19 protein-coding genes are annotated in these 25,497 nt (G+C 68.5%); 10 read left to right on the forward strand and 9 right to left on the reverse strand.

Translation table 11 applies throughout. The features are described from left to right. Positions 1 to 2: 2 nt before the first annotated feature. A complete protein-coding gene (locus U5809_RS03560) occupies positions 3 to 1,205 on the reverse strand; it encodes a GNAT family N-acetyltransferase (RefSeq protein WP_322085549.1) in 1,203 nt (400 codons plus the stop codon). Between the two features lie 178 nt (positions 1,206 to 1,383). On the opposite strand from U5809_RS03560, the gene U5809_RS03565 reads away from it, so the two are divergent. The 6 genes from U5809_RS03565 to U5809_RS03590 all read left to right on the forward strand — a co-directional run bounded on the left by U5809_RS03565 (position 1,384) and on the right by U5809_RS03590 (position 9,240). Further along, the gene (locus U5809_RS03565) at positions 1,384 to 2,856 is read left to right on the forward strand and encodes a PLP-dependent aminotransferase family protein (RefSeq protein ID WP_322085550.1); all 1,473 of its coding nucleotides are present in this window, start codon (positions 1,384 to 1,386) and stop codon (positions 2,854 to 2,856) included. Positions 2,857 to 3,356: 500 nt separating this feature from the next. After that, a complete protein-coding gene (locus U5809_RS03570; RefSeq protein ID WP_322085551.1) occupies positions 3,357 to 4,202 on the forward strand; it encodes a type II CAAX endopeptidase family protein in 846 nt (281 codons plus the stop codon). A 41-nt stretch (positions 4,203 to 4,243) separates the two neighbouring features. After that, on the forward strand, positions 4,244 to 5,149 hold the full coding sequence (locus tag U5809_RS03575) for a hypothetical protein (protein WP_322085552.1): 906 nt from the start codon (positions 4,244 to 4,246) through the stop codon (positions 5,147 to 5,149). 376 nt (positions 5,150 to 5,525) lie between these two features. After that, the gene (locus tag U5809_RS03580) at positions 5,526 to 7,130 is read left to right on the forward strand and encodes a trypsin-like peptidase domain-containing protein (protein ID WP_322085724.1); all 1,605 of its coding nucleotides are present in this window, start codon (positions 5,526 to 5,528) and stop codon (positions 7,128 to 7,130) included. 226 nt (positions 7,131 to 7,356) lie between these two features. Next, on the forward strand, positions 7,357 to 8,568 hold the full coding sequence (locus tag U5809_RS03585) for an MFS transporter (RefSeq protein ID WP_322085553.1): 1,212 nt from the start codon (positions 7,357 to 7,359) through the stop codon (positions 8,566 to 8,568). A gap of 126 nt (positions 8,569 to 8,694) precedes the next feature. Then, on the forward strand, positions 8,695 to 9,240 hold the full coding sequence (locus tag U5809_RS03590; RefSeq protein WP_322085554.1) for a DUF4303 domain-containing protein: 546 nt from the start codon (positions 8,695 to 8,697) through the stop codon (positions 9,238 to 9,240). Between the two features lie 55 nt (positions 9,241 to 9,295). Here U5809_RS03590 and U5809_RS03595 read toward each other — a convergent pair whose 3' ends face one another. The 7 genes from U5809_RS03595 to cobA form a co-directional block, all read right to left on the reverse strand. Continuing rightward, positions 9,296 to 9,994: a fumarylacetoacetate hydrolase family protein gene (locus U5809_RS03595; protein WP_282509398.1), complete on the reverse strand. Its 699-nt coding sequence runs from the start codon at positions 9,992 to 9,994 to the stop codon at positions 9,296 to 9,298. A gap of 126 nt (positions 9,995 to 10,120) precedes the next feature. Continuing rightward, the gene (locus U5809_RS03600) at positions 10,121 to 11,062 is read right to left on the reverse strand and encodes a helix-turn-helix transcriptional regulator (RefSeq protein WP_322085555.1); all 942 of its coding nucleotides are present in this window, start codon (positions 11,060 to 11,062) and stop codon (positions 10,121 to 10,123) included. 99 nt (positions 11,063 to 11,161) lie between these two features. Next, a complete protein-coding gene (locus U5809_RS03605; RefSeq protein WP_322085556.1) occupies positions 11,162 to 11,950 on the reverse strand; it encodes a YkgJ family cysteine cluster protein in 789 nt (262 codons plus the stop codon). A 61-nt stretch (positions 11,951 to 12,011) separates the two neighbouring features. Beyond that, the gene (locus U5809_RS03610) at positions 12,012 to 12,611 is read right to left on the reverse strand and encodes a uracil-DNA glycosylase family protein (protein WP_322085557.1); all 600 of its coding nucleotides are present in this window, start codon (positions 12,609 to 12,611) and stop codon (positions 12,012 to 12,014) included. Positions 12,612 to 12,738: 127 nt separating this feature from the next. After that, complete coding sequence (locus tag U5809_RS03615) at positions 12,739 to 13,791, reverse strand: CmpA/NrtA family ABC transporter substrate-binding protein (RefSeq protein WP_322085558.1); 1,053 nt, start codon at positions 13,789 to 13,791, stop codon at positions 12,739 to 12,741. Between the two features lie 5 nt (positions 13,792 to 13,796). After that, positions 13,797 to 14,393 (reverse strand): ANTAR domain-containing response regulator, encoded by a 597-nt coding sequence (locus U5809_RS03620; protein WP_282509408.1) that lies wholly within the window; start codon positions 14,391 to 14,393, stop codon positions 13,797 to 13,799. 165 nt (positions 14,394 to 14,558) lie between these two features. After that, positions 14,559 to 15,338 (reverse strand): uroporphyrinogen-III C-methyltransferase, encoded by a 780-nt coding sequence (cobA, locus tag U5809_RS03625; RefSeq protein WP_322085559.1) that lies wholly within the window; start codon positions 15,336 to 15,338, stop codon positions 14,559 to 14,561. Between the two features lie 669 nt (positions 15,339 to 16,007). Here cobA and U5809_RS03630 point away from each other — a divergent pair. The 4 genes from U5809_RS03630 to U5809_RS03645 are packed head-to-tail and all read left to right on the forward strand — an operon-like array spanning position 16,008 to position 24,543. Next, positions 16,008 to 17,333, forward strand: coding sequence for an MFS transporter (locus U5809_RS03630; protein WP_322085560.1), 1,326 nt, complete (start codon positions 16,008 to 16,010; stop codon positions 17,331 to 17,333). Between the two features lie 21 nt (positions 17,334 to 17,354). Beyond that, positions 17,355 to 19,952 (forward strand): nitrite reductase large subunit NirB, encoded by a 2,598-nt coding sequence (gene nirB, locus U5809_RS03635; RefSeq protein WP_322085561.1) that lies wholly within the window; start codon positions 17,355 to 17,357, stop codon positions 19,950 to 19,952. Between the two features lie 39 nt (positions 19,953 to 19,991). Beyond that, positions 19,992 to 20,339: a nitrite reductase small subunit NirD gene (gene nirD, locus U5809_RS03640; RefSeq protein WP_011354949.1), complete on the forward strand. Its 348-nt coding sequence runs from the start codon at positions 19,992 to 19,994 to the stop codon at positions 20,337 to 20,339. 16 nt (positions 20,340 to 20,355) lie between these two features. Continuing rightward, complete coding sequence (locus tag U5809_RS03645) at positions 20,356 to 24,543, forward strand: bifunctional nitrate reductase/sulfite reductase flavoprotein subunit alpha (RefSeq protein ID WP_322085562.1); 4,188 nt, start codon at positions 20,356 to 20,358, stop codon at positions 24,541 to 24,543. Positions 24,544 to 24,718: 175 nt separating this feature from the next. Here U5809_RS03645 and U5809_RS03650 read toward each other — a convergent pair whose 3' ends face one another. Further along, positions 24,719 to 25,495, reverse strand: coding sequence for an SDR family oxidoreductase (locus U5809_RS03650; RefSeq protein ID WP_322085563.1), 777 nt, complete (start codon positions 25,493 to 25,495; stop codon positions 24,719 to 24,721). Positions 25,496 to 25,497 lie beyond the last annotated feature (2 nt).

Below are 25,497 nucleotides of genomic sequence, written 5' to 3' on the forward strand. Positions count from 1 at the left end.
GCTTACTTCTTCAGGTCGTGCCGGTACTGGATGAACCCCGCGTTGTTCGCGAGCTTGTCGTACAGCGCGCGTGCGGTCGTGTTGGTCTCGTGCGTGAGCCAGTACACGCGGCTCGCGCCGGCTTCGCGTGCGCGTTCGTACACGGCTTCGATCAGCGCGCCGCCCGCGCCTTGCCCGCGAGCGTCGGGCGCCGTGTACAGGTCCTGCAGGTAGCAGTACGGCCCTTCGGTCCAGCACGAACGGTGGTAGATCGAGTGCACGATCCCGACCAGCGCGCCCGACGCGTCGAATGCGCCCAGCACGAACATCGGTTCGGCCGGATCCATCAGGCGCGCCCACGTCGTCGCGAATACCGCGTCGCTCAGTGAGGTGTCGTAGAACTTCTGATAGCCCTGCCACAGCGGGCGCCATGCGGCTTCGTCGGCGGCGACGAGCGGGCGCACCGTGACGCGCGTGGCGTCGTTCGCGCGGGCCGCCGCGTCGCGCGCGCCGGCCTGCGCGTGGCGGATCGCGGTGAGCGACTGGCGCTGATTGCCCTCGGCGTCGAAGTTCTCCGGCGCGAGCCACGCTTCGAACGCGGCGCGGACGTCCGGCCATTCGCCGTCGATGATCGAGAACCACGCGGTGTCGCGATTGCGGCCGCGGTAGATGATCGCCTGCCGGAACGTACCTTCGTAACGGAAACCCAGCCGCGCGGCCGCTTTGCGCGACGGTTCGTTGAGGTCGTCGCACTTCCATTCGTAGCGCCGGTAGCCGAGCGTGTCGAACGCGTACTTCATCAGCAGGAACTGCGCTTCGGTCGAGACCGGCGTGCGCTTGAGCAGCGGCGAGAACGTGACGGAGCCGACTTCGATCACGCCGTTGGCCGGATCGATGCGCATCAGCGCGAGCGTGCCGACCGCGCGGCCGGTGGCGCGGTCGATCACCGTGTAGTGCAGCGGATCGGGGCTCGCCTGCGCGGTGCGGGCGTAGTCGCGGTAGCTCGATTCGTCGGCGTACGGGCCGTGTGCGAGATAGGTCCAGTCGCTGCCGTCGGGTGCTTGCGAGTAGGCCGCGAACAGGTCGGCCGCATGGCGCTCGGCGTCGAGCGGTTCGAGCCGGCAGTAGCGGCCTTCGAGCGCGATGCGCTCCGGACGCGGGCGCGCGGACCAGTCGGGAACGGGGTGACCGATGGATTGCTGGAAGGCGTTGGTGAGCGTGGACAAGGTCGATCTCGCTTCGGTTGGTGGCCGGCGACATGCCGGCATGCAGACGATCGTAGTCCTGGCGAGGTACCATGAGAAGCGCCAGGGATCGGTAAATTTATGGTGCCACGATCGGGTGCCATCTTGGGTGCCATCACCTGGACCCTACGTTCCGACACTTTCACGCTGCGACATTCCGATGACGACTGCCTTTCCTTGCGGCGACGCGCCGTTGCTGCCGCTCGACGCGCCGCTGGCGCGCACGCCGGGCGCGCCTTCGCTGCAGCGCCAGTTGCTGCGCCGCGTGCGCGACGCGATTCTCGGCGGTGCGATGCCGGCCGGCACGCGGCTGCCCGGCACACGCGCGCTGGCCGAGACGCTCGGCGTGTCGCGCAACACGACGGCTGCCGTCTACGAGCAGCTCGTCGCCGAAGGCTTCCTGCAGTCCGACCGTCGCGGCACGCGCGTGGTCGGGCTGTCGCGGCCGGCGCCGCCGTGTCGGCGAGCGGCGCCGCCGGCCGTCGCACAGAGGCTAGGCCGGATTCGTCCGAGCCTCGTCGGCACCGGCGAGTCGGAGGGCTTCCGGCCGGGCGTGCCCGCGCTGTCGCATTTCCCGGTGGACGCATGGCGGCACGCGATCGACCGTGCGCTGCGCCGCGCCAGCCGCGATCTGCTGGCGTACGGCGATCCGCTCGGCGAGCGAGCGCTGCGCGAATCGATCGCGCGCCACCTGGCCGTGACGCGCGGCGTACGCTGCGATCCCGAACAGATCGTCATCACGGAAGGCGCGCAGGGCGCCATTGCGCTGTGCGCGCAACTGCTGACGAACCCGGGCGATACGGTGTGGGTGGAGGAGCCCGGCTATCGCGGCGCGCGTACGGCGATGCAGGCGGCCGATCTCGACGTCGTGCCGATGCCGGTCGATGCGGAGGGGCTGCGCGCGGAAGAGGACGACTGGCGTGATCGGACGCCGCGCCTCGTATACACGACGCCGTCGAACCAGTTCCCGACCGGCGCCGTGCTGTCGATTTCGCGCCGGCTTGCGCTGATCGACGCGGCGCTTCGGCACCGTGCGTGGATCATCGAGGACGACTACGACAGCGAATTCCGTCACACCGGCGAGCCGATCGGCGCGATGCACGGGCTTGCGCCCGATTCGCCGGTCGTCTATCTCGGTTCGTTCAGCAAGACGATGTTTCCGGCGTTGCGGATCGGTTTTCTCGTGCTGCCCGAGGCGCTGCTGGCCGCCGTGCGGCCGGTGCTGCCGGAGATGCTGCGCGGCGGGACGCGTCACGTGCAGCTCGCGCTGGCCGATTTCATCGAGACGGGCGAGTATGGCCGGCATCTCGGGCGGATGCGCCGGCTGTATCGCGACCGGCGGCGTTTGCTGCTCGCCGCGCTCGACAGCAGCCTGGGCGTGCCGCATCAGGTCGAGGGCGGGCCGTGCGGGCTGCATCTCGCGTTGCGGATGCCGGCGCGCTATCGCGATCGTGCGATCGTCGAAGCGGCGCGCGCGCACGGCATCGGACCGTTTCCGCTGTCGGGTTTTTCGATCGATGCGGCAGGAGCGGGTAACGGGCTCGTGCTCGGGTTCGGCAATACGTCGGCCGATGCGTTCGAGCCTATGTTGCGGATGTTGTCGGCGATTGCGGAGCGGGTGGGCCGCAGGTGACGCGGATGGTATGGCTCCACCATTCAAGCAACCGGCAGCACGGCGTTTACGGGATGGTGCCGGTGACGATCAGCAAGGAATTTGCGTCGCGTTACCCGTGTGTCAAGTCACGGACGCAAGCCGGTGAAATGCAGCTCTGGTGGTCGTAGCCGGAAAAGCGACGGGCGGGTAGACATCCGGTCCCGTGGTCCGAACGTCGAGCGAGCGCAATGACGGCTTGCCGGCGCCCTGAATGGGCAGCGAAATATTGCATCAATAATTTAAATATTAAATATCTTGAAAATCAGGTTGATCACCATCGATTCCTGGTTTCGCTCCTTGAGCGTATCAGCACTGCTGTTTCGATCGTCAAGAATGGTCAACGGTGCTTGCAAGTGCCAATGGGATAAGCGACGATGAATTCGCTGTAACAAACGGTTACTTCTCCACACGTCGTGTGCGGTTTTACGTACTGGTCCGTGTTCATTACATATACCGTTTGCGGAACCACATAGCGTCCCATGAACTCCGATTCGAATCGATATTGCTTCCCGAACCTGCTGGAAGCGTTCTTGATCGTCGTCGTGCTGAACATGGTCGAGTATCTGACGAACTCGATCATCTGGTCGATCGGCCGAAGCGCCGGGCTCCAAACGATGGCGATCGCCAGTATTGGGCGCGTTCTCGCGAACGGGCTCGTATTCACCGTGCTGCTTTATCACGGCAAATCGACTTACCGGAATCTGCTGCACGACAGTACCGATTCCTGGCGAACGACAATCGGGCAATTTATTGTTCCCGTCTTGCTGATCACACCCGGATTGCTGGTGGTGATGAGCGTGCTTGAAGTCGGAGTCGGGCAGTTTTTTCCGTTGAGCGGGAGCCGGGATGAGGCCCGCGAGGTTTATGTAAATGGCGGGCTCGGACTGATCGTGTTGACTTGCGTAATTGCGCCGCTGCTTGAGGAGATGCTGTTTCGCGGCGTGATGCTTCGCAGTTTTTTACGACAGTATCCGGCTGGAACGGCGATCGCGCATTCGGCCGCCGTATTCGGGCTTGCACATTTGAATGTCCATCAGTTCGTTCTTGCGTTCGGACTCGGCTTGTTGATTGGAAAACTGTACGCGGCCACACGTTCGCTGCTGCCCGGCATTTTGATTCATGCGTGCTACAACACCGCCGTGGTGATCGTCGCACTGAAATCGCCATTCGTGTTTTCCAGAGAGAGTCTCCTGGATATCTGGCCCACGGCGTGGTGGTTCGGTGCGCTGGTGTCGGGCGGCGTTGGTGCGTGGTTGCTGGTCAAGTCGATCGATGCGCTGCGAATCGGGCCGGCGGGTGCGACGAATCACGACAGCGTGAACTGAGAGCACGCCATTATTTTTACAACGAGAAAATGAGGTGAAACATGCGGGGCAAGCAAGTCTGGTTGGCGAGTCTGACGAGTACGGTATTGCTGCTGACAGGGTGCGGTGGTGGCGACGACGGAGGCGCTGCCAATACGGGTAGCAACGCGTCGAATAACAATACGGCGGGAACAACGCCGACCACAACGCCGACCACCCCGATGCCGGGTACTTCTACCCAGCCCTCCATACAAACGGCATGCCGACCGAACGGCAGCTTCAGCTACTCGGGTTCTGCGTCGCCGGTCGCGGCGAACAACGATCAACTGGCGGTGCTCGTGGTGCCGAATTTGCCGAGCGAATATGCGAAGAATCGCAACTTCACGGCGGCCAACGTGCCTGCGACGAGCCTGGTTCAGCAGGGAAGCGGTGCGTTTACGACGCTTGCATCGTCTGCTGCGGCGACCGACTGCCTTGGGCTCGACCATGGAACCGTCACCGATATCCAGGGTGTCGGCACCGACGTTGCGATCGGTCGCTGGATTCGCGCGATGGATACCGACGGCAATACCTATACCGATACGCAAGGCGTTCACTACGCGGTCGGTACGCCGCTGTCATTGCCCTCGACGGGCGGACCGCTCGCGTGTACGCAGGTGATCGCCGACACGGTGGCGAGCAACGACGGCAGCACGTCCGGTACGCTCGTTTCGGGTTCGGCCACGCTGGATCCCAGTACGCGCGTGCTCGCCACGCTGAACCTGACGATCAAGCTCGCGAGTGCGCAGTACGGGCTGACGTACACGCAAGTGCCGTTGAACGGTGTGTTGAAGACCACTGGGCCCGCCACGATTCAGTCGATTGTCGTCGGACACGACGCGACACAGCCGCTGGTGGCTGTCGGTTACTCGGCCGCGTTGCCGAACACGCAAGGGGTGGGCGGCGTGGTGGTGTTGTCGTGTCACTGACCGGGGCCGGGGCAGGCTTGTCGACGGGCGAAGGCCGATAACGAACAGGCCGCGGTCTGCGCGCCGTCTGTCCGTGAGGCGTGACAGGCGGACAATTCATAGCAGACCGCAACGTTCGCATTTACCACTACCGGCAACGATTCTCAGCTCGCGCTCGCGTCGATGCGTGGTGGATGTGCGGATTGACGAAAGACGCACCTTGTTCGGAACGAACGCCATCGCGGCTCTGCCGCTCCCGTACCCCCCCGGCATACGGGTTTCGATTCGTATGTTCGAACAGGCCGCGTGGACTATAAATGGATGCGTGTACCGGTGCTTGTCGGGCGCCTGCGCGTCTCGCGCAGGTCGTCGCCGCGACTGCCGGGGGAGGTGCACCGTGGTTCGCCAGACGCTTGCTCACGCCGTGCTTCGCACCGCGTTGATCGGGGGCGTGTTTGCCGTTTTGTTGCCGCCGCCGGCTGCCAATGCCGCCACTCTCGCGCCGCCCGCCGCGCCACGCGCCCTGAAGCAACGGCCGCCCGCCGTGCCTAATGCGATGCCGGTCGATTTTCCGGCGATCGTCGACCGCTACGGTCCGGCGGTCGTGACCATCATGGCCACCGCACCCGACCAGCAAACGGGCGGGCCGTCCTTCGCGATCCTCGATCCCGACGATCCGCTCGCCGCGTTCTTCCGGCACGACGCGCCGCCGCCAGCGCAGGGGCCTGCGCCGGGACCACAGGCGCCACCGGCACCGCAGGTGCCGGCGCCCGACACGGCGCCGCGCGCGGTATCGGGTAGCGGCTCGGGCTTCATCATCAGCGCCGACGGCCTGATCCTCACGTCGGCCCATGTGGTCGACGAGGCGACCGACGTGACCGTGCGGCTGACCGATCGCCGCGAATTCAAGGCGACCGTGCTGGCCGTCGATCCGCAAAGCGACGTCGCCGTGCTGCGCGTCAACGCGACGAAACTGCCGTTCGTACGTGTCGGCGATTCGTCGAAGGTCCGTGCGGGCGAACCGGTGATGACGATCGGCGCGCCGGACGGATCGGGTAACACGGTCACGGCCGGCATCGTCAGTGCGACGTCGCACCGGTTGCCGGACGGCAGCACATTCCCGTTCTTCGAAACGGACATCGCGCCGAATCCCGACAACTCGGGCGGCCCCGTGTTCAATCGCGCGGGCGACGTGATCGGCATCGCGGTGCAGGTCTACACCGGCAACGATCGCTACGCGAGCATGACGTTCGCGATTCCGATCGCATTCGCGGCAAAGGTGCGCGCGCAGTTGCAGGCGCAACAGCAGGCACAGATGCAGGCGCAACCGGCTCAGGCGCCAGCGTCCGGTGCGCCGTCCGGCAACGCGTTCGGCGTCGACGTGCAGGACGTCGGCGTCGGGCTGGCCGCGGCATTCGGGCTGCCGCGTCCGGCGGGCGCGCTCGTCAACGGCGTCGCGCCGGGCTCGCCGGCCGCCGCGGCCGGCCTGAAGCCCGGCGACGTGATCGTGAAACTCGGCGACAAGGCGATCGGCCACTCGGCAGAACTGAACGACCTGGCCGCCGCGCTGCCGCCCGGCGAGAAGGCGCCGCTGCGCGTGATCCGCAACCGCGCGCCGGTGATGTTGACGATCACGGGCGCCGACGAAGCGACCGGGAACGCAGGCTCTGCCGCCGGGACGGCCGCGCCGAAGCTTGCCGCGCGACCGGGGCCGGGCCCGGCGGCGGGCGATCGCGGCGACCGCCTCGGACTGACGATGCACGCGCTGAGCGACGACGAGCGCCGTTCGACGGGGCTCGCGGTCGGAATGATGGTGGACGCGGTTCACGGCCCGGCCGCGACCGCGGGCATCCAGCCGGGCGATGTCGTCCTGGAGCTCAACGACACGCTGCTCGAGACGCCGGACGACGTGCCTTCGCTCGAAGCGAGCGGCGGCAACGTGATCGCCGTGCTGATCCAGCGCAACAACGCGCGGAAGTTCGTGTCGGTGCGCGCGCGTTAGGGCGTTGACGCGGCGGGTGTCGCCCGCCTAACATCGTTCGATATCGCGGGTAGTCAGCCCGGCATTCAGGAGCCATTCGGCATGAAAACGGCTTGCTTCATCGTAGTAGTCCACAGGCGCAGGGTCCGGTAGCGGCACCGCGCCGGCACCCATGCGCCCCCGACTCGTTCGGGGGCTTTTTTTTGTATTGCGCACGGCCGTTCGGTCGGTGCGCGGAGGGATCCGCTTGCAATCGAACCTGCCGATCGATTCCGCCCGGGCGTCGCCGCGACACGCGACGCTGATCCTGCTGTGCGCGCTCTCGGTGCTGCCGCTGAGCCTGTTCCTGCCGTCGTTGCCGGCGATCGCACGCGACCTGCACGCCGACTACGCGCTCGTCGCACTGTCGCTCGGCGGTTACGCGGCGGTGGCCGCGTCGCTCGAGTTCGTGATGGGGCCGCTGTCGGACCGGTTCGGGCGGCGGCCGATCGTGCTGACGAGCGTCGGCGTGTTCGCGCTCGGTTCGCTCGGCTGCGCGATGGCGACCGATATCCGCGTGTTTCTCGCGTGCCGGCTGATGCAGGCGGCGATCACGTCGGTCTATCCGGTGTCGATGGCGACGATCCGCGATACCGGTGGGGGCGCGCGCGTGGCGAGCCGGATCGGCTATGCGGCGATGGCCGCCGCGTTCGCGCCGATGCTCGGCCCGACGCTCGGCGGCGCACTCGACCAGACGGTCGGCTGGCGGGCGAGCTTCTGGCTGCTCGGCGCGGTCGGCATCGCACTGTTCTGCTGGTGCGCATCCGATCTCGTCGAAACCCATACGAGCCGGTCGTCGAGCTTCCGGCAGCAGCTTCGCGCGTATCCGGCGCTGCTCCGCGCGCGTCGTTTCTGGGCCTATGCGCTGTGCATGGCGTTTTCGACGGGCTCGTTCTACGCGTTCCTCGCCGGCGCACCGCTCGCCGCGAAAACGCTGTTCGACATTGCGCCGGCGGAGATCGGTTTTTACATGGGGACGATCACGGCCGGTTTCGTCGTCGGCAGTTTTCTGGCCGCGCGTATCGCGGGCCGCCACGCATTGGCCACGACGATTCTGTACGGGCGCATCGTCGCATGTGCGGGGCCATTGATCGCGCTCGGGCTGGTGTTCGGCGGCGCGACGCATGCGCTCGCATGGTTCGGGCCGTGCGTGCTGGTCGGCATCGGCAACGGGTTGACCAATCCCGGCGCACATGCCGGTGCGGTGTCGGTGCGCCCGGAGCTGGCGGGCAGCGCGTCGGGGCTGGCCGGTGCGATGACGATCGCCGGCGGCGCCGCGCTGTCGTCGCTGACGGGCGCGGCGTTGACCGCCGGCAACGCGGGTTATGCGCCGCTCGTGATGATGCTGATGTCGGCGTCGATCGCGCTGGCGGCCGCCGTCTGCGTACGGGTGTTCGATGCGCGGGATGCCGAACGATGACCGCGGGTGCGGCCCGGTACCGTGGTACGGCCGATTGGCGGACAATCCGTTGCATGCCGGGAGACGACGCACCCGCCGCGAGCCGTCTTCCCCGACGCGCGCGACGGGGGACTGGACGAGGATGCGATGAGCGATTTTTCAGATTTCCAGCGGGACATTGCCGATGCCGCGAGGGCGACCTTCAAGGCGCTGCGGGCATTGCACCCGGACGAGCATTTCTACGCGTTCGCGCTTTATACGGACAGCGGCGCGATGACGGTGGTGCCGGCCGCCAATTCGATCGAAGCGCTGCGCCGGATCCGCGCGCAACGGGCGATCGCGGACGACGATCCGGCGCCATGGTACACATGGGGTTCGGCCGAATGGGCGTACGAGGCGGCGGAGGCTTCGCCGTTCAACGCGATCTGCGGCAGGCTCGCGGACGAAGTGCTGAGTCCGCAGTTCATCCCGTCGCGATTCGCGGAATTCTCACGGCAACTGCAGGCCGACATGATCGAGGCATTACGGCTGCTCGACCGCGAGGGCCTGTTCGGCGCGGGCGACGAACGGGCGGCCATCACGCTGTTCGTGTCGATCAGCGACGACGACACAGCCAGGGCGCTGGAAAACGCATCGGCGAAAACACTGAATCCACCGGCCGTCGCCGACGCATTCCTGCGCCGTTTCGGCTGACCGGCATCGGGATACCGCACGGCGGCCTGGACGGGCGGCCGCCGTGCATGCTGCATTACGGCTTCGCGCCCACCACGAATTCGAACGTCGAGACGCCGTCGACGCCGCCCGTCACGCGGTCGCCCGGCTGCAGCGCGCCGACGCCGGCCGGCGTGCCGGTGAAGATCAGGTCGCCGGCCTTCAGCTCGACCGAGCGCGACACGTATGCGATGACGTCGGGCACGGCCCAGATCATGTCGGCCAGGTCGCCTTGCTGGCGCGTGTCGCCGTTCACCGCGAGCCAGATGCGGCCCGTCGCCGGGTGCCCGGTGGCCGACGCCGCGCGCAGTGCGGTCACGGGGCCCGACGCGTCGAAACCCTTCGCCCAGTCCCACGGACGGCTCAGTTTCTTCGCTTCGGCCTGCAGGTCGCGGCGCGTGAGGTCGACGCCGACGCCATAGCCCCATACGTGCGACAGCGCGTCGGCCGGGTCGATCGACCGGCCGTCCTTGCCGATGGCGACCACCAGCTCGATTTCATGATGGAGGTCGTTCGTCAGCGGCGGATAGGCGACGGTGCCGCTGGCCGGAACGATCGCGTCGGCCGGCTTCGTGAAGAAGAACGGCGGTTCGCGGTCGGGATCGGCGCCCATTTCGCGGGCGTGGTCGGCGTAGTTGCGGCCGACGCAGAATACGCGGCGCACGGGAAAGCGCGCGGACGACTGTTCGACTTCGACGGAAGGACGCTCGGCAGCGTCGATGACATAAGCGGACATCGGATGGCCTCGTTCGGTGGGAAGACGGATGCCGGCGCCCGTGCGGCGCACGAGCCGGCATGCGTGCAACGATACCCGACGTGCGTACGGCCGGATGCGACGCAACTGCGTTTTACCGGGACAAAACTACGCGTCGGCGGCCGGCGGTGTGTCGTCGCTGTCCGGCAGCGCGGCGTTCGCGTCGCGGTACGCCTTCGGCGACACGCCGACGCGCGCACGGAAGCGCCGGGCGAAATACCCTTCGTCGCGGAAGCCGACCGAGCGCGCGATGTCCGCGATGCGGCGGCTCGTGTGGGCCAGCAGCGATTGCGCGAGCGCGATCCGGCGCTCGGTCACGAGATCGGTGAACGTGCTGCCGGTTTCCTTGCGGACCAGGTGTGCAAGGTAGTTCGGCGACAGGAACGCGGCCTCGGCGGTCGCGGCGAGCGTCAGGTCCTCGCGGGTCAGGTTCGCGCGGACGTGCCGCAGCACGCGCGCGAGCGCATCGCGCCGGCCCGCGCGCTGGGCGCCGCGCTGCGCGAGCTTGTCGAGCGCGCCCGCGTACTGCGTGCAGACGAGCCCGATCAGCTGCAGCAGGTAGCCGCGCAGCAACGTGGTCGAGCCGAACGTGCGCACGCGATCGGTGTCGAGCATGCACAGCGCGAGGCGGCGTGCTTCCTCGTACGTGTCGCCGGTCAGGATGAAGTCGAGATGTTCCTGGAAGCGGAACGGTGTCAGTTCGGGGAAGCGGTGCGCGGGCACGTCCTCGAGATCGAGCGGATCGACGTCGAGATCGGCGCGCAGGAACGCCTGGCTGAAGTTGATCACGATGAAATGCGCGCCTTCCGGATGCGGGATCAGGTGTTCGCGGTGCGGCAGCACGAACGCGAGCGCGCCGCGCGGAAACGGCCGCGTGACGCCGCCGATCCGCTGCTCGGTGTCGCCGCCGAGGTTGAACTGGATCTGGAAATACGCGTGCCGGTGCGGTTCGGTGATCGCCTGGCGCGACGCCTGGTCGCGGATGTAGAAGTCGAGCCGGTCGCTGCGTTCGGGCATCCCGTACAGGCGCGGCGGGGCGGTGGAGGGCATGAAGGATTCTGCTGTTGGTGACGCGGTTGAGCCGCGATGGTACAGCGAGCCGGGCGCGGCCGGAACGTGCGGGCACGCCGCGGCGTGGCGGCGTGGCGATCAGGCGTCCGGATGGAAGCCGAGATAGCGTGCGTGCGGGCCCGCGCCATCGCCGGCAAGCGCGCTCGATGCCCCGACCGACACGAGCGTTTCCACCGTGGGCGCGCGGTTCGACACCAGCTTCCATTCGGTCGCATCGCCGCCGGCCGCGGGTGACAGGGCGTGCAGGTCCGTCAATGCGGCAAGCAAGGTGGCGGCGGGCGGCGCATGGACCACGAATCCTTCATTGGCGACGGCCGCCGTGTCGATGCCCAGCGCCGCGCACAGCCGCGCGCGCAACGGCGTCTCGGCCTCGCTCGCCGTGCGCGAGCGTGCGATGTTTTCGCGCGTCGCTGCGTCGACGAGCATGCCGCCACGGATGAGCGGTGCGTGCTGCCAGGCGTCGGGCGGGCATTGCTTGCCGCCGGGCATCAGCGGCACGAACGGATTGACTTCGGCCGGATAGATCCGGCACACGAGCGGGCGCTCGTCGTAGATCCCGCAGCGCAGGTCGTCGCGCAGGTTCGGACACGGGCCGGCATGGGACGCGGTGAGCACGGCCGTGATCCGCACGGGCAGCGAACCGCTCATCGCGGGCGTCGAACGCGCGCGCTTGTACGCAGCGAACGCGTCGCCAGGCTCGGGTTCGACGGGCCACGGCATGGCGTCGCACAGCAATTCCACGTGGCCGCCGCGCTGCAGCCACGCGATCGCTTCGTCGAGCGTTAGAGGAATGCGCAGGTCGCGGCAGCATGCGCCGCATCCGGTGCAGGCAAAGTCGATGTCGAGGTCGGTCGAGGTGGTATTCATGAAGGTGATGCGGAAACTTCAGGCGGGACACGAAGCATCGAGATGCCGCCGGTGATTGCGTTCATCGGTCGAGCAGCGGGGCCACCCGGCGGCGGAGTTCGGGCACGACGTCGGCGTCGAACCACGGATGGTGCTTGAACCACGCCTGATTGCGCGGCGACGGGTGCGGCAGCGGCAGCACGCCCGGGCCGTAGTCGTGCCACGCGTGCACGGTGTCGGTAAGCGTCGCCTTGCGCGTGTCGCGCAGGAAATGCCGCTGCGCGTACTGGCCGATCAGCAGCGTCAGGCGGATCGACGGCAGTTCGGCCAGCAGCCGGTCGATCCACAGTGGCGCGCATTCGGGGCGCGGCGGGTTGTCGCCGCTCGCGCCGCGGCCCGGGTAGCAGAACCCCATCGGCACGATCGCGAAGCGCGTTTCGTCGTAGAAGGTGTCGGCGTCGACATCGAGCCAGCCGCGCAGCCGCTTGCCGCTCGCGTCGTCCCACGGGATGCCGCTCGCATGGACGCGTGCGCCGGGCGCTTGCCCGACGATCAGGATGCGTGCATCACGATGGGCGCGCACGACGGGGCGCGGGCCGAGCGGCAGGACGGCTTCGCAGGCGCGGCACGCACGGATTTCGGTGAGCAGCACGTCGAGCGGCGCGCGCGTTCGTTTCGGCATCGATTCGGATCGGGGACGGAGTGGTCATGCAGTGTCGCCCGGGCGGTGCGTGCGGATGCCGCCGGGTGGGCCCGGATCGGCGTGGCGCGGCCCTCGAGCGCGCGCCCGCGGCTTCATGCGGCACGCATTACGCGTGCGACGGGCCCGATGCGCCGCCTTCGGCGACCGCAGCATCATACAACGCGGTCTGCGCGATTGCCGCGGCGATGGCCACATCGTCGTGCGGGCCGTCGAGCATCCCCCAGCGCCGGTATTGGGACAGGAACCAGCGCCCTTCGTGTGGATCGGGCCGGTTCACGGCGCCGCCGTCGTGGAAGCGGATCGGCAGCGGCGGTGCGGCGAACGGCCCCGCGCCGTAGTCGCCGAGCAGGCGCGGCGCGATCAGCCGGGCCGGCACGCCGAGCGCGTCGGGCGATGCAAGCCAGTCGGCCGCCTCGCGGCGGTGCGCGGCGCTGTCGAGCCACGCACACGCATCGACGAGCGTACGGATCAGCGCGCGCGCGGTGGCCGGATACAGCGCGACGAAGTCGCGCCGGGCGGCCAGCACCTTCTCCGGATGATCGGGCCAGATCTCGCTCGTGACCGCGACGGTCCGGCCCGCGCCGCACGCGTCGGCCACCGCGTGCCACGGCTCGCCGGAACAGAAGCCGTCGAGTTCGCCGCTGGCGAGCGCGGCGACCATCTCGGGCGGCGGGATCACGACGCTGCGCACGTCGCGCAGCGGATCGACGCCGTGCGACGCGAGCCAATGGTTCAGCCACATCGCGTGCGTGCCGGTCGGGAACGTCTGTGCGAGCAGCGGCTTGCGGCCGAGCGTCGCGAACGCGTCACGCACGCTGCCGCTTTCGCGATAGGCGTCGGCCAGGCCGCGCGACAACGTGATCGCCTGGCCGTTGCGGTTCAGCACCATCAGCGCGGCCATGTCGGCCTGCGGGCCGCCGATGCCGAGCTGCAGCCCGCTGACGAGGCCGTACAGCGCATGCGCGGCGTCGAGCTCGCCGCTCAGCAGCTTGTCGCGCACGGCAGCCCAGGACGGCTGGCGGCTCGGTTCGAGCGTGAGGCCGTGCCGCGCGCCGAGGTTCAGGCGCTGCGCGACGATCAGCGGGGCCGCATCGCTCAGCGCGACGAAGCCGAGGCGAAGATGCGCGCGTTCCGGCGCGGCGGGAGGGGAAGTATCCATGGCAGTCATGACTGGGGTGAGGCGTCGAGCAGTTGCCGCGCGACGTCGACGATGCGCAGGCCCTGATCCATCGCGCGCTTGCGCAGCGCCGCATAGGCATCGTGCTCGGACAGCTTGCGCTGGTCCATCAGCGCGCGTTTCGCGCGGTCGATCAGTTTGCGCTCCGCGAGTTCCCGTTCGACGTCGGCCAGCCGGCGGCGCAGCGCATCGTCGTGCGAGAAGCGCGCGAGCGCGACTTCGAGAATCGGGGCGAGACGCTCGGCCGACAGCCCTTCGACGAGATACGCGCTGACGCCCGCGCCGACCGCCGCACGGATCAGTTCCTGGTCGGCGTCGTGGCTGAACATCAGCACGGGGCGCGGCGCGGTCACGTGCATCACCGCAAGCTGTTCGAGCGTGTCGCGCGACGGCGAATCGGTATCGATGATCACGACGTCGGGACGCTGCTCCTCGACGGCTGCCGGCAGGCGCGCGGGTGTCGCGACGTCGTTCAGCATCTCGTAGCCGAGGCGCGCGAGTGCGTCGCCGAGCTCGCCGATCGGCTTGTCGGTGTCGGTGACGAGCAGCACGCGCAGGCGGGTGGGAGAAGCAGGTGTACTCATGATGCGAACGGCGGCGGCGAAACCGTGGCGCGATGTGCGGATCGGGAGCGGCGGCCCCGTGCGTGCATGGTGCGGGTGCTGTCCGCGGCGACCCGGCGGCCGATGCGCACGGTGCCGCTGTCTTCATGATAGGTGGGCGGCCGGTGCCGCGCGGTGTCGCGCATGCTACGCGGCCCGGGACAAAGCCGTTTCGGTCGTGGCCCGCGCTGCGCCCGCTCCCGGCACATCCTGCACGGCGGCTTCGCCGATCGCCCCGCCGACGAGAATCACGGCCGGGCTGCCGAGTTGCGCGGCCTCGATACCGTGCGCGAGCGTGCCGAGCGTGCCGGTCCAGCGGCGTTCGTCGGGCGTGCCGGCCCATTGCACGGCGGCGGCCGGCGTCGATGAAGGCAGCGCGGCGAGCAGGCCGGCCGCGATGCTGTCGACGCGGCTCATGCCCATGTAGATCGCGAGCGTGGTGCCGGTCGCCGCGAGCCGCGCCCAGTCGGGTTCGCCATGATCCTGGCGGTGGGCGGTGATGAACGTGACGCCCTGGCAGTGCTCGCGGTGCGTGAGCGAGATGCCGAGGCTCGCGGCTGCCGCGAATCCCGACGAGATGCCGTTGACGATCTCGACCGGAATCGCGGCGGCGCGCAGCGTCGCGAGTTCCTCGCCCGCGCGGCCGAACAGCAGCGCGTCGCCGCCTTTCACGCGCACCACGTGCGCGCCGCGCAGCGCGTAGCGGCGCATCAGCTTTTCGATGAATGCCTGCGGCGCGGAGCGGCAGCCGCCGCGCTTGCCGACACGGATCACACGCGCCTGCGGCGCGAGTTCGACGATGCCGGGCGCGACGAGATCGTCGAGCAGCAGCACGTCGGCGGCGGCCAGTGCCTTCACGGCCTTCAGCGTGAGGAGATCGGGGTCGCCGGGGCCGGCGCCCAGCAGTGTGACTTTGCCAGTCGTCATGTCGTGTTCCATTGCCGCATGCGTGTGTGCGGCGCCGATAACGGGTGGTCTGCGCGGCGGCGGCGGGCGGTCGAAACGCACCGGCATTCGGCCGTGCCGCGCACGGAGGGACGCCGTTGTCCTGACGGGCCCGCCGTGAAGGGCGGGCAAGGTTTGCGGGGACTGCCCACCGGCGCCGTTGCCGGTGTGATGCACGAGATCGAGCAATATCTGGGCCAACCGGCGCACGGTCCGGCACGCGCAGCGCGCGATGCACCGTGTGACGGGCGCACCGACGGGCGCCCACGTGCAGGCGGCCGCCGCGCGCGGGCAGCCGCAACGCCGCATCGGCGTGCATCGTGCCCCGCCAGTGCGCACCGCGATGTCGCACGGTGACAGTGCTGCAGCGCACCACATCTGTGCCTTGCTGCCTCATCGCGCATCGTGCGGCAGGTGTCGTCGTGCACCGCACATCGGCCGGCGAGCTTTGCGCGGTGGGGCCGAGGGCCCGATCGGCGGCGACATGGCACGGCGTTTGCGTAAGCTGGTTCGGGCGGATCAATGGCGATTCGTCCGCAGTACCGATTACTAGACGCGCCCGGCAACGGGCTTCATGGGCAACGGCGTCCTACGCATCGGGTCTCGACGAGACCGGGTGCGCAGGACGCCGTTTTTCGTTTGGCGGATGACATGACCGACAAAGCTACCCGTATCGATCTCTTCAGTTTCCGCACCGCGCCGATGCGCGCGTTCCACATGACGTGGATGGCGTTCTTCGTGTGCTTCTTCGCGTGGTTTGCGTGCGCGCCGCTGATGCCGCTCATCGCACGCGAATTCCACCTGACGGCGGCCCAGGTCGCCAACATCAACATCGCCGCGGTGGCCGCGACGATTGCCGTGCGGCTGCTCGTCGGCCCGCTGTGCGACCGCTTCGGCCCGCGCCGCGTGTATGTCGGCCTGCTGCTGCTCGGCGCGATTCCCGTGTTCGCCGTGTCGTTCACGCACGACTACCTGTCGTTCCTGATCTGCCGGCTCGGCATCGGCGCGATCGGCGCGGGCTTCGTGATCACGCAGTACCACACGTCGGTGATGTTCGCACCGAACGTCGTCGGCACCGCGAACGCGACGACGGCCGGCTGGGGCAACGCAGGGGCCGGCGCGACGCAGGCGCTGATGCCGCTGCTCGTCGCCGCCGGCCTGATGCTCGGCTTCGGCGAGGACTCATCGTGGCGCATCGCGCTGGTCGTGCCGGGCGTCGCGATGCTCGTGATGGCCTGGGCGTACTGGCGTTTCACGCAGGACTGCCCGCAAGGCGACATCCTCGCGCTGCGCAAGGAAGGCGTGACGGTCGACAGCGGCAAGAAGGGCGGCTGGGCGAGCTTCTTTGCCGCATGCGCCAACTATCGCGTGTGGATGCTGTTCGTCACGTACGGCGCGTGCTTCGGTGTCGAAGTGTTCATCCACAACATCGCCGCGCTGTACTACGTCGATCACTTCAGCCTGTCGCTGAAGGACGCCGGTTTCGCGGTCGGCCTGTTCGGGCTGCTCGCGCTGTTCGCCCGAGCGCTCGGCGGCTGGCTGTCCGACAAGATCGCCGCGCGCCGCAGCCTCGACGTGCGTGCGGCGCTGCTGTGCGCGCTGATCGTCGGCGAAGGGCTTGGGCTGATCTGGTTTTCGCATGCGCAAAGCATCGGCGTCGCGCTCGTCGCGATGCTGACCTTCGGCTTGTTCACGCACATGGCCTGCGGCGCGACCTACGCGCTGGTGCCGTTCATCGACCGCAAGGCGCTCGGCGGCGTCGCGGGGATCGTCGGTGCGGGCGGCAACGTCGGTGCGGTCGCCGCGGCCTTCCTGTTGAAGGGCGTGGGCGACGTGCAGCAGACGCTGAGCCTGCTCGGCCTCGCCGTCACGGCGACCGCGTTGTGCGCGATGGCCGTGCGCTTCAGCGAAGAGCACAAGGCACGCGAAGCCGAACTGCGCGACCGCGCGCTGGCCGCCGCCACGGCCGCGAACTGATCGACCGAAGGAACCGTCACCATGAAACTCATCGTCATCGGCCACGGCATGGTCGGCCACAAGCTCCTCGAATGCGTCGCGGCGGAAGCCGGCACGGCGGGCGTGTTGCAGGTCACCGTGCTCGGCGAGGAGCCGCGCCCGGCCTACGATCGCGTGCACCTGTCCGAGTTCTTTGCGGGCAAGTCGGCGGACGACCTGTCGCTCGTCGAACCTGGCTTCTTCGAGCGTCATCCGCAGTTCGACCTGCGCCTGAACGCGCGGGTCGCGTCGATCGACCGCGCCGCGCATACGGTCACACTCGCATCGGGCGAAACGCTCGCGTACGACAAGCTGGTGCTCGCCACGGGCTCGCGCCCGTTCGTGCCGCCGGTGCCGGGGCGCGATCGTGCAGGCTGCTTCGTGTACCGGACGATCGAGGACCTCGAAGCGATGCAGGCGTGCGGCGCGCACGCGAAGCGCGGCGTCGTGATCGGCGGCGGGCTGCTGGGCCTTGAATGCGCGAAGGCGCTGCGCGACATGGGGCTCGACACGCACGTCGTCGAATTTGCTCCGCGGCTGATGGCCGTGCAGGTCGACGACGGCGGCGGCCGGATGCTGCGCGCGAAGATCGAGGCGCTCGGCGTGACCGTGCATACGGGCAAGAACACGCTGGAAATCGTCGATGGCGAGGAAGGCGCGCACCGGATGGCGTTTGCCGACGGTACGCACCTGGACGCCGACATGATCGTGTTCTCGGCCGGCATCCGCGCCCGCGACGAACTGGCGCGTGCTTGCGGGCTCGACACCGGCGCGCGCGGTGGCGTCGCGATCGACGACGCATGCCGCACGAGCGATGCCGACATCTACGCGATCGGCGAATGCGCGGCGTGGAACGGCATGGTGTACGGCCTGGTCGCGCCCGGCTACGACATGGCGCGCGTGGTGGCGAAGCAGCTTGCAGGCTGCGCTGATGACACGGGCGCGGCTGCATTCGCGGGCGCCGACATGAGCACGAAGCTGAAGCTGATGGGCGTCGACGTCGCGAGCATCGGCGACGCGCACGGCACGACGGCCGGCAGCCGCACCTACCAGTACGCGGACGAGCGCCGCCAGGTCTACAAGAAGCTCGTGGTGTCCGACTGCGGCAAGTTCCTGCACGGCGCGGTGATGGTCGGCGACGCGGCCGAATACGGCACGCTGCTGCAGATGATGCTGAACCGCATCGAGCTGCCCGAGTCGCCCGAATTCCTGATCCTGCCGTCGTCGGACGGCGTGGCGAAACCGGCGCTCGGCGTCGACGCGCTGCCTGACGGCGCCCAGATCTGCTCGTGCAACAACGTGTCGAAGTCGCAAATCTGCACGGCCGTCGCCGACGGCGCGACGAGCCTCGGCGCGCTGAAGACGTGCACGGGCGCCGGCACGTCGTGCGGCGGCTGCGTGCCGCTCGTCACGCAGATCATGAAGGCCGAGATGAAGAAGCAGGGTCTCGCGGTCAACAACCACCTGTGCGAACACTTCCCGCATTCGCGCCAGGAGCTGTTCCACCTGATTCGCGTCGAGCGCATCACGACGTTCGACGAACTGCTCGCGAAGCACGGCCACGGCCTCGGCTGCGACGTGTGCAAGCCGGCGGTGGCGGGCATCCTCGCGTCGTGCTTCAACGAGTTCGTGCTGAAGAAGGAACACGCGAGCCTGCAGGATTCGAACGACTACTACCTCGCGAACATCCAGCGCGACGGCACGTACTCGGTCGTGCCGCGCATGCCGGGCGGCGAAGTCACGCCGGAAGGGCTGATCGCGGTCGGCCAGGTCGCGCAGAAGTACGGGCTCTACACGAAGATCACCGGCGGCCAGCGTGTCGACCTGTTCGGCGCGCGCGTCGAGCAGCTGCCGTCGATCTGGGAGGAACTGATCGCGGCCGGCTTCGAATCGGGTCACGCGTACGGCAAGGCGCTGCGTACCGTGAAGTCGTGCGTCGGTTCGACCTGGTGCCGTTACGGCGTCGACGATTCGGTCGGCCTCGCGATCGACTTCGAGAATCGCTACAAGGGGCTGCGCGCGCCGCACAAGATCAAGTTCGGCGTGTCCGGCTGCACGCGCGAGTGTGCGGAAGCGCAGGGCAAGGACGTCGGGATCATCGCGACCGAAAAAGGCTGGAACCTGTACGTGTGCGGCAACGGCGGGATGAAGCCGCGCCACGCCGAACTGCTCGCGTCCGATCTCGACCGCGCGACGCTGATGCGCTACATCGATCGTTTCCTGATGTTCTACGTGCGTACGGCCGACCGGCTGCAGCGCACGAGCGTGTGGCGCGACAACCTCGAAGGCGGCCTCGACTACCTGATCGACGTCGTCGTGCACGACCGGCTCGGGATCGGCGCCGAGCTCGAAGCCGACATGCAGCACGTGGTCGACACCTACGAATGCGAATGGAAGAAGGCCGTGACCGATCCCGACACGCGCAAGCGCTTCCGCCACTTCGTGAACAGCGACGCGCCGGATACGACCATCGAATTCGTCGAGACGCGCGGCCAGATCCGCCCCGCGACGCCCGGCGAACGCGCGGGCGGCAAGCCCGTGCCGATTCCCGTCGTCGCCGAAAGCGCGGCGCAAGCCGTGACCGAACCCGCAACCGTCTGACCCTGACCGACACCCGCATTTTTTGCGAAGGAGCCCATCATGAACGATCGTCTTCCGCTGTCCTGGACCCGTGTGTGCCCGCTCGACGACATCGTGCCGAACACCGGCGTGTGCGCGCTCGTCAACGGCGAGCAGGTCGCGGTGTTTCACGTCGCGCATGCCGAGGAAGGCGGCGTGTTCGCGATCGACAACGTCGATCCGGTATCGCAGGCGGCCGTGATGTCGCGCGGGCTGATCGGCAGCCTCGGCGAGCGCGTCGTCGTCGCGTCGCCGCTGTACAAGCAGCACTTCGACCTGCGCACCGGCGAATGCCTGGAAGCGCCCGAGCAGTCGGTGAGCGCGTATCCGTCGCGGGTCGAGGACGGCTTCGTGTGGATCGCGGCCTGACCGTCCCGGAGCGCGCATGACCGCCACCCCCGTCAAGAGCGTGTGCCCGTACTGCGGCGTCGGCTGCGGCATGGTGCTGCACGTCGAGGATGGCGAAGTCGTCAAGGTGTCCGGCGACTCCGACCATCCGACCAACTTCGGGCGGCTGTGCACGAAGGGTTCGTCGGCGCACGTCGCGCTGCGACGCTCGGGGCGGCTCGACCGTGCGTTCGTGCGCCGTGCACGCGAGGAAGACCTCGTGCCGCTGCCAGCGCGCGACGCGATCGCCGAAACCGCGCGTCGCCTGCGCGCGGTGCTCGATACGCACGGTCCGGACGCGCTGTCGTTCTACGTGTCGGGGCAGATGTCGATCGAGGCGCAATACCTCGTCAACAAGCTCGCGAAGGGCTTCGTCGGCACCAACAACATCGAGTCGAACTCGCGTCTCTGCATGGCGAGCGCGAGCACCGGCTACAAGCAGTCGCTCGGCGCGGACGGCCCGCCCGGGTCGTACCAGGACTTCGATCGCGCGAACCTGTTCTTCGTGATCGGCGCGAACATGGCCGACTGCCATCCGATCCTGTTCCTGCGGATGATGGATCGCGTGAAGGCCGGCGCGAAGCTGATCGTCGTCGATCCGCGCCGCACCGGCACCGCCGACAAGGCCGACCTGTTCCTGCAGATCCGGCCGGGCACCGATCTCGCGCTGACCAACGGGCTGCTGCACCTGCTGCGTGCGAATGGCCGCACCGATGCCGCGTTCATCGACGCATACACGGAAGGCTGGGACGCGATGCCGGCATTCCTCGCCGACTACACGCCCGAGCGCGTCGCGGCGATCACGGGGCTCGCGGAAGCCGATCTCCGCACGGCCGCGCAATGGATCGGCGACGCGCAGGAGTGGATGAGCTGCTGGACGATGGGGCTCAACCAGAGCACGCACGGTGTGTGGAACACCAATGCGATCTGCAACCTGCATCTTGCGACGGGCAAGATTTGCCGCGCTGGCAGCGGGCCGTTTTCGCTGACCGGCCAGCCGAACGCGATGGGCGGGCGCGAGATGGGCTACATGGGCCCGGGTTTGCCGGGCCAGCGCTCGGTGGCTTCCGACGACGATCGCCGTTTCGTCGAGAACCTGTGGCACGTGCCGGCCGGCACGCTGCGCGAGGAAACCGGCAAGGGAACCGTCGATCTGTTCTCGCGGATGGCGGCCGGCGATATCAAGGCATGCTGGATCATTTGCACGAACCCGGTTGCCACGGTGCCGAACCGGCAGAACGTGATCGCCGGACTGCAGGCCGCGGAACTCGTGATCGCACAGGACGCATTTCTCGATACCGAGACCAACCGCTACGCCGACATCCTGCTGCCGGGCGCGCTGTGGGCCGAAGGCGACGGCGTGATGGTCAACTCCGAGCGCAACATGACGCTGATGCGCGCCGCGGTTGCGCCGCCGGGCGACGCGCTGCCCGACTGGCGCATCGTCGCGGAGGTCGCGCGTGCGATGGGCTTCGGCGATGCGTTCGACTACGCGTCGGCGGCCGACGTGTTCGACGAGATCGTGCGTTTCTCGAATCCGGCGACCGGCTACGACCTGCGCGGCGCGAGCCACGCGGCGCTGCGCGACGGCCCGGTGCAATGGCCGGTCGCGCCGGGCACCGCGCGCGAGCGGCACCCGATCCGCTACCTGAACGACGGCGTGAGCCAGACGCCGCGCGCCTTGCCCGACGGCAACGACGCACCGCGCATCGCGTTCCCGACGCCGTCGGGCAAGGCGCGCTTCTTCGCACGGCCGCACGTCGATCCGGCCGAGCTGCCCGACGACACTTTCCCGATCGTGCTGAACACCGGGCGGCTGCAGCATCAATGGCACACGATGACGAAGACGGGCAAGGTCGCGATGCTGAACAAGCTCAACCCGCGCCCGTTCGTCGAGCTGCACCCGGACGATGCAAGCGCGCTCGGCATTGCCACGAAGGACAGCGTCGAAATCCGTTCGGCGCGCGGCCGCGCGGTGTTGCCGGCCGTCGTGACCGAGCGCGTGCAGCGCGGCAACTGCTTCGCGCCGATGCACTGGAACGACGTGTACGGCGACGACCTGTGCATCAACGCGGTGACGAACGACGCGATCGATCCGGAATCGCAGCAACCCGAACTGAAATATTGCGCGGTCGCGCTGCAACGCGTCGACACGGATGCGTTCGCGTCCGCCGACGACGAGACGGCGCAACCCGATGCCCGCGCCGACGACGCGCGGCCCGCGCCGGCGATGGTGCAGGCCACTGCTTCACAGGAATCCGACATGGCAGACATCGACACTTTCGCGGCCGCGCTCGGCGTCGCCGATCTGGCGCCGCCGCCGTTGACCGACACCGAACGGCTGTATGTGGCTGGCCTCGTCAGCGGGCTGAAGGCAAGCGCCGGCCGGCGCGAGGGCAGCGTGCCCGTGCTGCCGGCTGCTGCGCCGTTGACGCCGCTGGTGCGGTTCTGGCTCGACGGCATGCTCGCGGGCCTGTTCAGCCGTTCGCTGCCTGCGCATTCGCCGGCGGCCGCGACGGCCGCGCTGCCGGCCGATGCCGCCGCGTCCGGCGGCGTGCGGATCGTGCGCACACGCCCGAAGGTCGTGCTGCTGTGGGCGTCGCAGACCGGCAACATCGAATCGTTGACCGAGGATTACGCGACGCAATTGATGAACGCGGGCTTCGAGATCCGTACCGCGTGCATGTCCGACTATCCGGTCGCATCGCTCGCCGGTGCGCAATACGTGCTGCTGATGACGAGCACGTTCGGCGACGGCGATGCGCCCGACAACGGCACCGAGTTCTGGGACGCGCTGCAGGCCCGCAGCGCCGCGCGCCTCGACGGCGTGCATTTCGCGGTGCTCGCGTTCGGCGACCGCAACTACGACCAGTTTTGCGGTCACGGCCGACGCCTCGACGCGCGGCTCGCGGAACTCGGCGCGGCACGCCTGTGTGCGCGCGTCGATTGCGACGTCGAATTCCAGCGCGATGCCGACCAGTGGCTCGAACGTGTCGTCGCGCGGATCAAGGAGGCCGATGCCGCGCTGCACGCGGTGCCGTCCGGCGGGATGAGCCCGTCGGGGCTGCTGCCGACGAAGGCGCATCCGGCGCCGTCGAAGCTCGTCGCGAACCTGCGGCTGAACCGTCCGGGCGCCGCGAAAGATACGCGCTACGTGTCGCTGTCGACCGAAGGCGCGAACCTCGAATACGAAACCGGCGACGCGCTCGGCGTATGGCCGACCAACTGCCCGGAGCTGGTCGACGAGCTGCTGTCGGTCACCGCGCTGAAAGCCGACGCACCGGTGTCGATCGCGGGCGTCGGCGACGTGCGCCTCGGCGATGCGCTCGCGCGTCATTTCGACATCACGCGGCCGCATCCGGACGCGCTCGCGTTCATCGCGTCACGCAGCGCGAACGGCGCGCTGAAGTCGCTGCTCGGCGACGAGCGCAAGGGCGACCTGAAGCAATGGCTGTGGGGGCAGCAGCTCGCGGACGTGCTGCACGAGTTTCCGGTCGATCTGTCGGGCACGGAGCTGGTCGGCATGCTCAAGCGCATGCAGCCGCGCCTCTATTCGATCGCGTCGAGCCCGAGCGCGCACGAGGGCGAGATCCACCTGACCGTGTCGGCCGTGCGTTATCACAACGGCCGGCGCGCACGCAAAGGCGTCGCGTCGACGTTCCTCGCCGATCGCGCGGACGACGGCCGCGTGCCCGTGTTCGTGCAGAAGTCCGCGCATTTCCGGCCGCCCGTGAACGGCGACGTGCCGATCGTGATGGTCGGCCCCGGCACCGGCGTGGCGCCGTTCCGCGGCTTCCTGCACGAGCGGCAGGCGCGCGGCGCGCGCGGGCGCAACTGGCTGTTCTTCGGCGAACAGCACGCGCAGACCGACTTCTATTACGGCGACGAGTTGGGCGCGATGCACGACAGCGGCTTCCTCACACGGCTCGATCTCGCGTTCTCGCGCGACCAGGCTGACAAGATCTACGTGCAGGACCGGATGCGCGAGCAGGGCGCCGAGCTGTTCGCGTGGCTTGAGGAGGGCGCGCACTTCTACGTGTGCGGCGACGCCGCACGGATGGCCAAGGACGTCGATACCGCGCTGAAGGCGGTTGTCGCCGAGCACGGCGGGATGTCGGACGAAGCCGCGAACGACTACGTCGCGCGGCTTTCGAAGGCGCGGCGCTACATGCGCGACGTGTACTGATCGCGGGCGGCGCGACTTGACGCGGCCCGCCGGCATGCGGGCCCGGCTTCGGCGACGGGTTGGCCTGTGGTGGTTCGAGCCGTCGGGACGGCTGGCGACGGCGAACGCGGCGCGCGACACGCCGGGCGGCGGGCACGGCGTTCCTGCGTGAACCGCCGGCCGCCGCCGGTTTACGTCACTGCTGACGATCCCACGCGCGCGCCTGTTCGGCACGGACGAACGCTTCCGACGACTGCGGCAGCAGGGTGCGGAATGCGCCGCCGTCGCTTTCGATCACGTCGACCATCTTCGCGATCATCTCTTCCGGGTCGTGCTGTTCGAGCGGGAACGTCAGCCGCTCCGGCGTCACGGTATGGACGGCCGGATCGTGCCAGCGCCGCGTCGTCTCCATCATCCGGTCGTTGAAGCCGGTGCTGTACGGGCCGGGGTTCACGGTCGCGACACGGATCCCGTGCGGCGCCAGTTCCGCGTGCATCGCCTCGGCCACCGATTCGACCGCATGCTTCGACGCGCAATAGGCGCCCGTGAACGGCCCCGTGATCAGGCCCGCGATCGACGACACGAACACGATCTTGCCGTGCCGGCGCGCCAGCATGCCGCGCGCGATTTGCTGCGTGAGTTCGAGCGGACCGAACACGTTGACGTCGAACAGCTCCCGGACGATCTCGACCGGCAGGTCGACGAGCGCACCGGCTTCGCCGACGCCCGCGTTGTTCACGAGCACGTCGAAGTCGAGCTCGGCCGCACGGGCGCGATCGTGCGCCGACGTGACGTCGAGCTTGATCGCGCGCAGTGCGGTGCCGCATTGCGCGGCGGCGTCCGTCAGCGCATCGATCTCGACGGTGACGCGTACGCCGGCCGTCACGTCGTGACCGCGCTCGGCGAGCCGTAAGGCGACTTCGCGGCCAAAGCCGGTGCCTGCGCCGGTGATGAGGATGCGTTTCTGTGTCATGT

Origin of the sequence: Burkholderia sp. BCC1999 (genome assembly GCF_905339975.1) — a bacterium.
Classification (GTDB): Bacteria; Pseudomonadota; Gammaproteobacteria; order Burkholderiales; family Burkholderiaceae; genus Burkholderia.

Bases quoted from the DNA above. Each gene is read 5' to 3' on its own strand.
- U5809_RS03650 (WP_322085563.1), bottom strand. From the start codon at position 25,495: ATGACACAGAAACGCATCCTCATCACCGGCGCAGGCACCGGCTTTGGC.
- U5809_RS03595 (WP_282509398.1), bottom strand. From the start codon at position 9,994: ATGTCCGCTTATGTCATCGACGCTGCCGAGCGTCCTTCCGTCGAAGTC.
- U5809_RS03620 (WP_282509408.1), bottom strand. From the start codon at position 14,393: ATGAGTACACCTGCTTCTCCCACCCGCCTGCGCGTGCTGCTCGTCACC.
- cobA (WP_322085559.1), bottom strand. From the start codon at position 15,338: ATGACGACTGGCAAAGTCACACTGCTGGGCGCCGGCCCCGGCGACCCC.
- U5809_RS03645 (WP_322085562.1), top strand. From the start codon at position 20,356: ATGACCGCCACCCCCGTCAAGAGCGTGTGCCCGTACTGCGGCGTCGGC.
- U5809_RS03565 (WP_322085550.1), top strand. From the start codon at position 1,384: ATGACGACTGCCTTTCCTTGCGGCGACGCGCCGTTGCTGCCGCTCGAC.
- nirB (WP_322085561.1), top strand. From the start codon at position 17,355: ATGAAACTCATCGTCATCGGCCACGGCATGGTCGGCCACAAGCTCCTC.
- U5809_RS03615 (WP_322085558.1), bottom strand. From the start codon at position 13,791: ATGGATACTTCCCCTCCCGCCGCGCCGGAACGCGCGCATCTTCGCCTC.
- U5809_RS03605 (WP_322085556.1), bottom strand. From the start codon at position 11,950: ATGAATACCACCTCGACCGACCTCGACATCGACTTTGCCTGCACCGGA.
- U5809_RS03590 (WP_322085554.1), top strand. From the start codon at position 8,695: ATGAGCGATTTTTCAGATTTCCAGCGGGACATTGCCGATGCCGCGAGG.
- U5809_RS03610 (WP_322085557.1), bottom strand. From the start codon at position 12,611: ATGCCGAAACGAACGCGCGCGCCGCTCGACGTGCTGCTCACCGAAATC.
- U5809_RS03630 (WP_322085560.1), top strand. From the start codon at position 16,008: ATGACCGACAAAGCTACCCGTATCGATCTCTTCAGTTTCCGCACCGCG.
- U5809_RS03575 (WP_322085552.1), top strand. From the start codon at position 4,244: ATGCGGGGCAAGCAAGTCTGGTTGGCGAGTCTGACGAGTACGGTATTG.
- nirD (WP_011354949.1), top strand. From the start codon at position 19,992: ATGAACGATCGTCTTCCGCTGTCCTGGACCCGTGTGTGCCCGCTCGAC.
- U5809_RS03600 (WP_322085555.1), bottom strand. From the start codon at position 11,062: ATGCCCTCCACCGCCCCGCCGCGCCTGTACGGGATGCCCGAACGCAGC.
- U5809_RS03570 (WP_322085551.1), top strand. From the start codon at position 3,357: ATGAACTCCGATTCGAATCGATATTGCTTCCCGAACCTGCTGGAAGCG.